The organism is Beutenbergia cavernae DSM 12333, from assembly GCF_000023105.1.
Lineage (GTDB): Bacteria > Actinomycetota > Actinomycetes > Actinomycetales > Beutenbergiaceae > Beutenbergia > Beutenbergia cavernae.
Genome location: NC_012669.1, coordinates 259004 through 270420, shown reverse-complemented (window position 1 = coordinate 270420; position 11417 = coordinate 259004). Strand labels below are relative to the sequence as shown.

The 11417-nt window shown below is 74.2% G+C and carries 12 protein-coding genes; 8 read left to right on the top strand and 4 right to left on the bottom strand.

All coding sequences use genetic code 11. The features are described 5' to 3' along the window. Window positions 1–13 precede the first annotated feature (13 nt). From BCAV_RS01250 to BCAV_RS01240, 3 genes are all read left to right on the top strand, one after another. Window positions 14–778 carry a sulfite exporter TauE/SafE family protein gene (locus tag BCAV_RS01250; RefSeq protein WP_012725294.1) on the top strand — a complete coding sequence of 255 codons (765 nt, stop codon included), beginning with the start codon at window positions 14–16 and terminating at the stop codon, window positions 776–778. A gap of 416 nt (window positions 779–1194) precedes the next feature. Next, window positions 1195–1425, top strand: a complete 231-nt coding sequence (locus BCAV_RS01245; protein WP_012725293.1) for a hypothetical protein — start codon at window positions 1195–1197, stop codon at window positions 1423–1425. Between the two features lie 62 nt (window positions 1426–1487). Beyond that, complete coding sequence (locus BCAV_RS01240; protein ID WP_012725292.1) at window positions 1488–2123, top strand: DinB family protein; 636 nt, start codon at window positions 1488–1490, stop codon at window positions 2121–2123. Between the two features lie 40 nt (window positions 2124–2163). Here the strand turns inward: BCAV_RS01240 and BCAV_RS01235 are convergent, their stop codons facing one another. Next, entirely contained in the window at window positions 2164–2943 is a 780-nt protein-coding gene (locus BCAV_RS01235) for an anti-sigma factor family protein (RefSeq protein WP_012725291.1), read from the bottom strand. Beyond that, window positions 2940–3443: a sigma-70 family RNA polymerase sigma factor gene (locus BCAV_RS01230; RefSeq protein WP_012725290.1), complete on the bottom strand. Its 504-nt coding sequence runs from the start codon at window positions 3441–3443 to the stop codon at window positions 2940–2942. Before BCAV_RS01230 ends, BCAV_RS01235 begins: the two co-directional genes overlap by 4 nt. A 208-nt stretch (window positions 3444–3651) precedes the next feature. Here BCAV_RS01230 and BCAV_RS01225 point away from each other — a divergent pair, with 208 nt between their 5' ends. From BCAV_RS01225 to BCAV_RS01205, 5 genes are all read left to right on the top strand, one after another. Beyond that, entirely contained in the window at window positions 3652–4137 is a 486-nt protein-coding gene (locus tag BCAV_RS01225) for a hypothetical protein (protein ID WP_012725289.1), read from the top strand. After that, the gene (locus BCAV_RS01220) at window positions 4127–4792 is read left to right on the top strand and encodes a cytochrome b/b6 domain-containing protein (RefSeq protein ID WP_012725288.1); all 666 of its coding nucleotides are present in this window, start codon (window positions 4127–4129) and stop codon (window positions 4790–4792) included. Before BCAV_RS01225 ends, BCAV_RS01220 begins: the two co-directional genes overlap by 11 nt. A 78-nt stretch (window positions 4793–4870) precedes the next feature. Then, window positions 4871–5410: a Rieske (2Fe-2S) protein gene (locus BCAV_RS01215; protein ID WP_012725287.1), complete on the top strand. Its 540-nt coding sequence runs from the start codon at window positions 4871–4873 to the stop codon at window positions 5408–5410. Then, on the top strand, window positions 5407–5910 hold the full coding sequence (locus tag BCAV_RS01210) for a DUF2231 domain-containing protein (protein WP_012725286.1): 504 nt from the start codon (window positions 5407–5409) through the stop codon (window positions 5908–5910). Before BCAV_RS01215 ends, BCAV_RS01210 begins: the two co-directional genes overlap by 4 nt. 83 nt (window positions 5911–5993) lie before the next feature. Further along, the gene (locus BCAV_RS01205) at window positions 5994–7877 is read left to right on the top strand and encodes a heavy metal translocating P-type ATPase (RefSeq protein WP_012725285.1); all 1884 of its coding nucleotides are present in this window, start codon (window positions 5994–5996) and stop codon (window positions 7875–7877) included. 157 nt (window positions 7878–8034) lie between these two features. Here BCAV_RS01205 and metE read toward each other — a convergent pair whose 3' ends face one another. Both metE and BCAV_RS01195 read right to left on the bottom strand, forming a co-directional pair. Beyond that, window positions 8035–10371, bottom strand: a complete 2337-nt coding sequence (gene metE, locus BCAV_RS01200; protein WP_012725284.1) for a 5-methyltetrahydropteroyltriglutamate--homocysteine S-methyltransferase — start codon at window positions 10369–10371, stop codon at window positions 8035–8037. Continuing rightward, window positions 10368–11381, bottom strand: a complete 1014-nt coding sequence (locus tag BCAV_RS01195; protein WP_012725283.1) for a methylenetetrahydrofolate reductase — start codon at window positions 11379–11381, stop codon at window positions 10368–10370. The genes metE and BCAV_RS01195 overlap by 4 nt, the downstream gene beginning before the upstream one ends. Window positions 11382–11417: the final 36 nt, after the last annotated feature.

The window sequence follows — 11417 nt, the reverse complement described above, 5'->3', positions numbered from 1 at the left end:
ATAGGTTCGACGCGTGCTGATCGCCGCGCTCGTCATGCTCGCCGTGCTCGTCGGCGCCAGCATGCAGCGCTCCGCCGGCATGGGGTTCGCGATGGTCGCGGCGCCGTTCCTCGTCCTCCTCGTCGGGCCGCTGCCCGGTGTCCTGCTCGTCAACTTCGCCGGGTTCACGACGTCGGCGCTCATCCTCACGCGCGTGTGGCGCGACGTGTCGTGGCGCCGGATCGCCGTCCTCGTCCCGTCGTCGCTGCTCGGGATCGTTCCGGGTGCCTTCCTGGCCGGGGCGGTCGACTCGTCGGTCCTCGAGATCGTCGTCGGCGCGATGGTCCTGCTCGGCCTGAGCCTGGCGCTGCTGTTCCACGGGGGCTCACAGGTGAGCGGCGCGACCCCGCTCGTCCTGGCCGGAGCCGGCGGCGGACTCGGCAGCGTCACGGCCGGCGTCGGCGGTCCCGCGATGAGCGTCTACGCGATCCTCTCGCGCTGGGACCAGCGCACGTTCGCCGCGACCTGCCAGCCGTTCTTCATGGCGACGGCCGCGGGTTCCGCCCTGGTCAAGCTGGGGACCGGCACGGCCGTGCTCCCGTCGTTCCCGGCCGGCGTCTGGATCGGGATCGGCGCGTGCCTGCTCCTGGGGCTCCTCGTGGGTGAGTGGCTGGCCAAGGTCCTCGCGCAGTCGACGGCGCGGCGTCTCATGCTCACGCTCGCGTACGTGGGCTCGATCACGACGGTCGTCCACGGCATCCTCGCCCTCACCGGCGTCATCTCTCCGCTGCCTGCCTGAGGCCGGCGCGCGGCCTGCGCGCCCCCGGTATCCCCTGCACGCACCGGACGCCGTCGACCTATCCTGCGCGAGCCTCCGGATGATCGGCGCCAACCCCTGCGTCACGCTGTTCGACGACGACGGCCCGTCCGCGTACGCCTCGCTGTGGCGGGTCGACTGGTCCGAGCAGGGCGGGACGGGGCGCGTGATCGTGCTCGCCGCCGACGGCCGGGTCCGCGTGATCGGCTCCGACCCGGACCTCGCGCGCTGGATGGTCGAGTCCCTTCAACAAGCACCTGGGCGGGCAGCCGGCCGGCATCGACTGGAGCGCACCGGAGTACACGCAGGCGGAGGTCACGTTCGACCTGGACCTGGCGATCGGCCTCCGGGCGGGGGGCGACGACGTCGCCGTCGCCATCACGGGACCCATCGACCGCATGCTGACGCGCAAGGAGGCGTACGACCTCGGCGGCACCCCGAACGTGCTGTCGACCGTGTGGATCCCGTGCCGCGAGGCCGAGGTCACCGTGGGCGGCCTCCGGCTCGCCGGGCGGCCCGACGTGGACGAGGACGCTCCGATGTCGTCGGCGTTCATCGCGGAGGCCGAGGTGTGGGGCTGGACCACCGGGGAGCGCGGGCCGGGATCGACGTCGCCCTCGTCGCGGTAGCGGACTCCACCGGTCCTCTACCGCTCGTAGCGTCGTCGACGCCACCAGCCGAGGAGGAGCCCATGACCACCACGACCCCCACCAGCCGGACCGCCGAGGACGAGCGCACGCTGCTCCTGACCTCGCTCGCCGCGCAGCGACAGCTGCTGCGCACGGCCACGTTCGGCCTGACCGAGGACGAGGTGCGCGTGACGCCGTCGGCGAGCACGCTCAGCCTGGGCGGCCTCGTCAAGCACGTCGCCCTGACCGAGCAGGACTGGAGCGACCGGGTGCGCGACGCGGACCGCGTGGCCCGCGGACTCCCGTCGAGGCTCGACCAGGACGGCGACCGCACCGAGGCCTGGGCCGCGTACGCGCGCGGCTTCCGGCTGGACGACGACGAGACGCTCGCGGGCGCCCTGGCGTTCTACGCGGACGTGGCCGCGGAGACCGAGGCGACGGTCTCCGCCGTCGATCTCGACCTGATCGTCCCCGTGCCGCCCGACCCGTGGTTCGCACCGGGCGAGGTGTGGACCGCGCGACGCGTCCTGGTCCACCTGCTCGCCGAGACGGCGCAGCACACGGGGCACGCGGACATCGTCCGGGAGTCGCTCGACGGGGCCACGGCGTACCCGTTGCGCGCCGCCGCGGAGCACTGGGACGCCGGCGGCTGGGTGACGCCGTGGGAGCGGCGACGCGACGACGCCCCCACGGGCTGACGCGGATCGATGCCGCGCCAAGCCCGGTCCGGCGGGTGACTCAGGGCATCGGGGCACGCAGGAGCGCGTCGGGCGCACCGACCTCGCGGATGTCGAGCTCGGCGATCGCGCCCAGCGGCAGGTCCGTCCAGCCCGTCGCCTCGATCGTGTCGCCCGGTGCCGCCGTCCACGACGACACCTGCTCGACGGCGCCGTCGGCGTCGGTGACGTACAGCCCGAAGACGCGGGCCGGTCCCCCGCCGTCGACGTCGCCATAGCCGGACGAGCCGTAGCTGCACGTGGAGGAGATTCGGGTGCCGCCGTCGCGAGCGGCGAGCTGTGCGCTCGCGCTCAACGGCGCGCCCTGCGCCTGCGCCGTCGTCGCGAACGTGACGTCCACCTCCTGCGGGGCGCGGAGCCCTGGCACGACGACGGCGAGCAGCAGGGCGACGACAGCCGCGACACCTGCACACGCACCGACGACGGCGGCGAGGCGGCGCCGCCGTCGTCCGCGCCGCACCCGCTCCACGAGCGGGCCGAGTGGGACCGTGGGGCCGAGGCCCGGTGAGGCGACGGCTCCTCCGGTGGTCGCGGCGGGTCGCGCGGCATCGCTCCCTCGAGCGGCGTCCTCGGAGCCGGCGTCGTCGGGATCCACGAGCGCGAGCGCCTCGTCCGCGGGAAGAGCGCCGAGCAGCCCGGGCAGGCCGGCGAGCTCGCCGACGGCGGCACGGCAGTCGGCGCAGCCGGCGAGGTGGCGTTCGTACTCGTCCCGCTCGGCCGGCGCCAGGGCGCCGAGGACGTAGGCCGAGTCCCAGTCGGCGTACTGATCGGTCGGGGTCATCGGGTCACCCCCTTCTCCTGGAGCGCGAGCCGGAGCGCGCGGAGGCCGTAGTGCAGCCGTGACTTCACCGTGCCGGCGGGAATCCCGGCGGCGGACGCGATCTGCGCCACCGACCATCCGCCGTAGTACGCCCGGACGACGACGGACCGGTGCTCCGGCGTCAGCGCCGCCAGGGCGTCGGCGACGAGCCACTGGTCGAGCAGGTGGTCGCTCTCGTCGTCGACGGCGACGTCCGGCGGGTCCCAGGCCGGTCGCTCGTGCCGCCGACGTGCCGTGCGGTGCTCGTCGATGACGAGGTGCCGGGCGACGGTGAACAGCCACGCCCGCGCGGACCGCTGGGTCTCGTCGAGCACCTCGGGCTTGCGCCAGGCACGCACGAGCGTCTCCTGGACCACGTCGTCGACTCCGCCCCCCTCGACCCCGAGCGCGACGACGTACCGGCGCAGCGCCGGTGCGTGCGCGTCGTGCAGCGCACGCATGAGCAACGCCTCGTCGTCCATCGCCGTACCTCCACCTCTAGCACGGGGGCCGGGACCGAGCGGTTCAGGTCGCGTTCTCCCATCATCCTCCGCTCCCGGCCTCGGGGGGAGGACGACGACCCTGCGTCGGGGTCCGATCGGCGCCGCGATGAACCTCTCCCGCACCGGGTCCGTGCCAGGGATGTCGGGCCACCCCTCGGTGGACCGGCGCAGCGATCGGAGGAGAACGATGCGCACACTGTCCAGACTTCCCGCACACCGGCCGGGACTTCTCGCGGCGGCGGCCGCCGTCGTCGTCCTCACGCTCGCCGGGTGCGGCGGCGACGGAGGGGACGACGGCGCGGAGCCGGCGGCGGGCGGGGACGGCCCGACGGTCGAGATCATCGAGCCGGCGGACGGCGACAGCCTGAGCGCGCCGTTCACGTTCGTCGTGTCCTCGAGCGAGGAGCTCGGCACGACGGAGTCCGGCAACCACCACGTCCACCTGTACTTCGACGGCGACGACAGCGCCTACGAGGTGATCGAGTCCGGCAACGGCGAGGAGCACGAGATCACGGCCGACTCGCCCGCCCTGGAGGGCCTCGAGCAGGGCGAGCACACGATGAACGTGTCGCTGCGCAACGCCGACCACTCCGCCGCCGGCGCCGAGGACGAGATCACCGTGACGATCGAGACGGCCGGCGGCGACTCGGGCGACACGGGCGATGGGTACTGACCTCGTCGGGACCGTCGAGCGCAACAACCGCCGGACCCGGTGGCTGCACGCCGGGGTGTACGTGCTCGTGCTGGTGCTGCTGCTCACCGGGTGGTGGCTGACGCTCGGCCAGGAGGGTCGGCCGAGCGTGCTGGCGCGGCTCCTGCGCCTGCCCGACGCCGAGATCCACACGTGGGCCGGGTGGGCGTTCGCCGCGATCGCGGCCGCCGGCGTCACGCTCGGGTGGCGTGCGGCGCGCACCCTGCTGACCGACTCCGTGCGGTTCCGCCGCACGGACCTCGGCTGGTTCGCGCGCTGGCCCAAGGCCGTGCTCACGGGCCGGTTCGGCCGCCACGACGGGCACTTCGACCCCGGCCAGCGCATCGCCAACCTCGTCATGCTCGCCCTGCTCCTGGCGCTGATCGTCAGCGGCGTCGGACTGTGGGCGGTCTCGGGCGGGCCGGCGTTCGTCTGGTTCAACCGGGTGCACCGGTGGTCGACGTGGGTGATCACCCCGGTGCTGCTCGGTCACATCCTCATCGCGGCCGGGGTGCTGCCCGGATACCGCGGCGTGTGGCGCGCGATGCACCTCGGCGGGCGGCTGCGCCGCCGCGACGCCGCCCGGGTGTGGCCGGGATGGCTCGAGCGACGGGACGACGATCGCGCGGAGCGTTGAACCGTTCGGCCACCTTCCCCGTGCCTAGGGTGACGTCCACGACCATGAGGGCGACCATGAGGCGGCATGGAGGAACGCATGGACACGGCACGATCCGATCTGCTCGAGCACCACGAGGAGCTCCGAGACACCCATCTCTGCGTGACGCGGCGCGGCGTCGTCGCGAGCGGCATCGCGGCTGTCGGCGCCGCGTGCCTCGCGGCGTGCTCCGGCGGCTCCCCGGGGGAGGATCCCTCGACGAGCGGTGCCGAGGAGCCCACCGCCGACGAGCCCTCGAGCGAGGGGCCGACGGACGAGTCGAGCGAGCCGGGCGGCGAGAGCCCGGCGGGCGCCGTCGTCGCCCAGCTCGACGACGTCCCGGTCGGCGGCGCGCTCAGCGTCGAGATCGCCGGCCAGCCGGCGCTGCTCACGCAGCCCGAGGAGGGCACGGTCAAGGCGTTCAGCGCGATCTGCACGCACCAGGGCTGCACTGTCGCACCCGGCGAGGGCGAGCTCGCGTGCCCCTGCCACGGCTCGGCGTTCGCGCTCGCGGACGGAGCCGTGCTGGGCGGCCCGGCGCAGGAACCCCTGCCCGAGATCACCGTGACGGTGACGGACGGAGCGGTGGTGGCATCGTGACCGAGGTCTCGGGGTTGCCGGCGCACGTCCTCCTCGTGCACGCCGTGATCGTGCTGCTGCCTCTGGCGGCGCTGTGCGTGGCGGTGTCCGCGGTGTGGCCGGCCGCGCGACGCCGGCTCGGCATCGTGACCCCGCTCCTCGCGATCGCGGTGGCGATCCTCGTCCCGGTCACGGCGAACGCCGGCGAGTGGCTGCTGCCGCGGGTCGGCGGAGCGCCGCTCGCCGTCGAGCACGCCGGGTTCGGGCGCACCATGTGGTGGTGGTCGACGGCGCTCGCCGTCGTCGCGATCGCGCAGTACCTCTGGTCCCGGCGGGCCGCACGTGGAGCCCGAGGCGAGGACGCCGAGAGCGGGGGCGGCGACGGCGGTGGCCCGCGGTGGGTCGCCGTCGTCCTGCTGGTCCTGGCGCTGGCGGTGCCCGCCGGCGCGGTGTTCCGGACCGTCCAGACCGGTGAGTCCGGGACCCGCGCCGTGTGGGAAGGGTCCTTCAGCACCGACTGACGACCTCGAGCTGCCTCGGCCACCGGCGATCCGACCCCTGCACCCCGGTGGCCGAGGCGTCGCCGCGCCGGTAGACACGGGCTGTGCGCTTGCTGGTCCTCGCTGCTCGGCACTACCCGTGGGTCGTCGGGACCCTCCTCGTCGCGGCAGCAGCCGCCGTCATGATGGCCACTCCGGCCCGCGAGCTCGTGCCGTGGCTGCTCGGCGGCTACGCGCTCGTCGTCGCTGCCCGCTCCGCGTGGGGCATGGTCCGCGACCTCATGGCCGGCACGCTGGGCATCGACCTTCTCGCCGTGACGGCGATCTGCGCCACCGTCGCCGTCGGCGAGTACTGGGCAGCGCTCGTGGTCGTCCTGATGCTCACCGGCGGCGAGGCGCTCGAGGACTATGCCGCCCACCGGGCGCGCCGCGACCTCACGTCACTGCTCTCCCACGCACCTGAGCGCGGTCACCAGATCCGGCCGGACGGCACCACCGAGGACGTCCCGATCGCCGACGTACGTCCGGGCGACCGGCTCGTGGTCCGCCCGCACGAGACGGTGCCGGTCGACGCGACGCTCGTCTCGCCGTCGGGCACGTTCGACGAGTCGACACTGACGGGCGAGAGCCTGCCGGTGGACCTCACCGTCGGCCAGGAGGTTCTGAGCGGCGCCGTCAACGGATCGAGCGCCGTCACCATCGCGGCGACGCGGAGCGCCGCGGACAGCCAGTTCCAGCAGATCGTCGCTCTCGTAGCGGAGGCCGCGGAGAGCAAGTCTCGGGTCGTGCGTCTCGCGGACCGGTTCGCCGTACCCTTCACCGCCGTCGCGCTCGGCATCGCCGGGACGGCGTGGTGGCTCTCCGGCGAGGCGGTGCGGTTCGCGGAGGTGCTCGTCGTCGCGACACCGTGCCCGCTCATCATCGCGGCGCCGGTCGCGTTCATGGCCGGCATGAGCCGTGCCGCGCGCGAAGGCGTGATCGTCAAGAGCAGCGCCACGCTCGAGGTGTTCCACCGCGCCCGGACCGTCGCGTTCGACAAGACCGGAACGCTGACCTGGGGCCGCCCCGACCTGACGGACGTGCGCCCGAGCGACGCCTTCGAGGCCGACGACGTCCTGCGGCTCGCGGCGTCGGCGGAGCAGTACTCCGCGCACACGCTGGCCGCGTCGGTCGTCGCAGGCGCGCAGCGGCGTGGCCTGGCACGCTCGCCGGCCGAGCACGCGGACGAGGTGACGGCGGGAGGGGTGAGGGCTCGCGTCGACGGACGGGACGTCGTCGTCGGCAAACGGTCGTTCGTCGCCGAGGCCGTCGGCTCCGACATCGCCGCGACGCCCCTGACCAGCGGCGAGCTCGCCGTGTACGTGGCTGCGGACCGCACGTACACGGGCGCGCTGGTGCTGCGCGACGAGGTCCGACCCAACGCCCGTGCCACGATCGCCGACCTGCGGCGTCAGGGCATCCGTCACATCCTCATGCTCACGGGGGACGCGGAGGCGACGGCACAGCACGTGGCCGCCGAGCTCGCGATCGACGACGTCCGGGCGGGCTGCCTCCCGGCCGACAAGGTCGCGGCGGTGCGGGCCGTGACCCCGCGGCCCGTCGTCATGGTCGGCGACGGCGTCAACGACGCACCCGTGCTCGCGACGGCGGACGTCGGGATCGCGATGGGCGCGCGCGGTTCGACGGCGGCCAGCGAGTCCGCCGACGTCGTCATCCTGCGCGACGACATCTCCCGGGTGGCCCGTGCGCTCGCCGTCGGCCGCGAGACCGTCGACGTCGCTCTCCAGAGCATCTGGTTCGGGATCAGCCTGAGCGTCGCGCTGATGCTCGTCGCAGCGTTCGGGGTGCTGCCCGCGATCGTCGGCGCCTGGTTGCAGGAGGCGGTCGACGTCGTCTCGATCCTGTGGGCGTTGCGCGCCGTCGGCTCGCGCGGGACTCGCGGCGTGCGGACGGCCGAGACTCCGCGCGCGGAGCCGAGCCGGGTGTGACATCCGCCGACGGGGCGACGACGCCGCTCGCCGACGGCACGCTCGTTGCCTCCGGGGCTACGACGCGAAGTGGGGTCGATCCGGGAGCGCATTGCTCCCGGATCGACCCCACTCCTTGTCGACGCCCGTCCAGGCCCGCCGACGGCGCCTGCCGCGGCTACGCCGTCGGCACGCCCAGGCCCGCCCGCACCTCGCGCGTCGCCGCGACGATGTTCCGCAGCGAGTCCACCGTCTCGGCGTAGCCGCGGGTCTTGAGCCCGCAGTCCGGGTTCACCCAGAGCCGGCGCGCCCCGACGGAACCGAGCGCCGCCGACAGCAGCTCGGTGACCTCGGCCTGGCTCGGCACGCGCGGCGAGTGGATGTCGTAGACGCCGGGGCCGATGCCGCGCGCGAACCCGGACCGCTCGATGTCGGGCAGGATCTCCATCCGCGACCGCGCCGCCTCGATCGACGTCACGTCGGCATCGAGCCCGTCGATCGCCTCGATGACCTCGCCGAACTCCGAGTAGCACAGGTGCGTGTGCACCTGGGTGGCCTCGACCGCGCCGGACGTCGCCAGCCGGAACGAGCGCACCGACCAGTCGAGGTACGCCTGCTGGTCCGCACGCCGCAGCGGCAGGAGCTCTCGCAGCGCCGGCTCGTCCACCTGGATGATGCCGATCCCGGCGGCCTGCAGGTCGGCGATCTCGTCGCGCAGCGCCAGCGCCACCTGGTTGGCCGTGTCGCCGAGCGGCTGGTCGTCGCGCACGAACGACCACGCGAGGATCGTCACCGGTCCGGTGAGCATGCCCTTGACCGGCGCCGACGTCAGCGACGCCGTGTACGCCGACCACTCCACGGTCATCGGCGCGGGCCGCGACACGTCGCCCCACAGGATCGAGGGCCGCGTGCACCGCGACCCGTACGACTGCACCCAGCCGTTCTCCGTGACCGCGAACCCGTCGAGCAGCTCCGCGAAGTACTGCACCATGTCGTTGCGCTCGGGCTCGCCGTGCACGAGGACGTCGAGGCCCAGCTCCTCCTGCAGCGTCACGACCCGCGCGATCTCGGCCCGCATCTCCTCCGCGTACTGCGCGTCGGTCAGCTCGCCGCGTCGGTGCGCGGCCCGCGCCCGGCGGATCTCGGCGGTCTGCGGGAACGAGCCGATCGTCGTCGTCGGCAGCGGCGGGAGGTCGAGAACGGCGTCCTGGGCAGCGACCCGCGCGTCGTACGCGGCGCGGTGGAAGTCGGCCTCGGTGAGCGCCGCGAGCCGCTCGCGGACCTCCGGACGCCGCACGCCGGCCGTCGTCGGCCGCGTCGAGCGGACCTCGCGGGACGCCGCGAACGCCTCCGGCGCGCCGTCGGGACCGGCGGCGAGAGCGAGGACCTCGCCCACCTTCTCGTCGGCGAACGCCAGCCAGCTCTTGAGCGTCGGGTCGAGGTTCGGCTCGTCGTCGAGCGTGTGCGGCACGTGGAACAACGACGTCGATGTCGAGGTCGTCACCCGGGCGGCGCCCACCCCCTCGAGCGCGGCGAGCTTCTCGGCGGCGGCGTCGAGGTCGGTGCGCCAGATGTTGTGCCCGTCGACGACGCCGCCGACGAGGGTCACGTTCTCGATCCCGGCGACGTCCTCGTCCGGGGCGGAGCCCCGCACGAGGTCCACGCCGATCGCCTCGACACCGCTCGCGGCGAGCTCGCGGATCGCGCAGCCGAGGCGCGCGTACGGCGTCGCGACGAACAGCGCGGGCCGCGAGGACGACGGCGCAGCGAGCGTCCCGTAGGCACGCGCCACCGCCGCCTTCACCTCGTCGCGCGGCACGTCCCACGTGTCGGAGGTGAGCGCCGGCTCGTCGAGCTGGACCCACGGCGCCCCGGCCGCCGCGAGCGCGGCGAGCAGCTCCGCATAGGCGGCGACGACGTCGTCCAGCCGGTCGAGCGGCGAGAAGCCGGCGGGAGCGCCGTCGGCCGCCTTGCTGAGGAGGAGGAAGGTCACGGGTCCGACGAGCACGGGACGCGTGCGCACCCCGGCGTTCAGCGCCTCGGTGAACTCCTGGACCCGCCGCCGGCCGACGAACCGGATCGGCGTGGCCGGCCCGATCTCCGGCACGAGGTAGTGGTAGTTCGAGTCGAACCACTTCGTCATCTCGAGCGGCGCCCGGTCGCCCTCGCCGCGCGCGATGGTGAAGTAGCCGGCGAGGTCCACCGTGCCGTCGTCGCCCACGAGGTCGGTGAACCGCTCGGGCACGGCACCGATCGCCAGCGCGGCGTCGAGCACCTGGTCGTAGTACGAGAAGTCGAGCGGCACCGACGCGTCGTCGGCACCGAGGCCGAGCGCTGCCAGGTGCGAGCGGGTCCGAGCGCGCAGGTCCGACGCCGTCGCCTCGAGCGCATGTGCGTCGGTGCGCCCGGCCCAGAACGACTCGACGGCCTTCTTGAGCTCGCGGTGCGGGCCGATCCGGGGGTAGCCGAGGACGGTCGCGGCGGGGAACTCGGGCTGGGACAGGTGCTGGGTCATGCGTTTCCTCGTCTCGGAAGGGCGGCCACGAGGGCCTGTGGTGCGGCGTGATCGGGGGACGGCGGAGCGGCCGACCCGGGCCGGGCCGCGCCCGGCACGCGACCGAAGGCGTGCTCGAGCACGGCGAGGGAGGCCTCCGCGCGGTTGAACGTGTACAGGTGGATCCCGGGGGCGCCGGCGGCGAGCAGGTCGGCCACCAGCGCGAGCGTCGCCGTCAGCCCGATCGCGACGCGCTCCTCGTCGTCGGCCGCGTCGAGTCGCGCGAGCAGCTCGGCGGGCAGCGGGATGGCGTTGAGCTCGCAGAGCCGCCGGATCCGGCGGGGGTCGGTGAGGGGCAGGACGCCGGGCACGAGCGGGATCCGCACGCCCGCGCCCCGGGCGGCGTCCACTAGGGCGGTGTACGCCCGGACGTCGAAGAAGACCTGCGTGATCGCGTAGTCCGCGCCGCACCGCTGCTTGGCGACGAGCGCCTCCAGGTCGCAGTCGCGCACGCGGAACTCCGCCCCCGGGTGCTCCTGCATCCCCGGGTACGCGGCGACGGCGATCGACAGGCGGTTCGCGACGTCGGCGTGCGCGTTCCCGGCGAACCGCTCGTCCTCGAGGTCGCGGATGAGCGCCACGAGGTCGCACGCGCGCGCCAGGCCACCAGGGGCCGGTCTCCAGTCGGGGTTGCCCGCCGGCGGGTCGCCGCGGAGGGCGAGGAAGTCGCGGACGCCGTCGTCGAGGAATCCCCCGACGACGTCCCGCGCGTGCTCACGGGACAGCCCGACGCAGGTGAGGTGCGCGACGGCGGGCACGTCCGTCTCGGTGAGGATGCGCCGCACGAGCGACTGCGACGCCGTCGCGGTGCTGCCCGACGCGCCGTACGTCACGGAGAAGTAGTCGGGATCCGCGCCGACGAGCGCCTCGACCGTCTCCCAGGCGCGCTCCTCACCGGCGGGCGTGCGCGGCGGGTAGAGCTCGAACGAGATCGTCGGGCGTGCCGGGGTGTACAGCGTCGACGTCGTCATCGCCGGCTCCTCGCCGGGCGATGCGGGTACGCACGT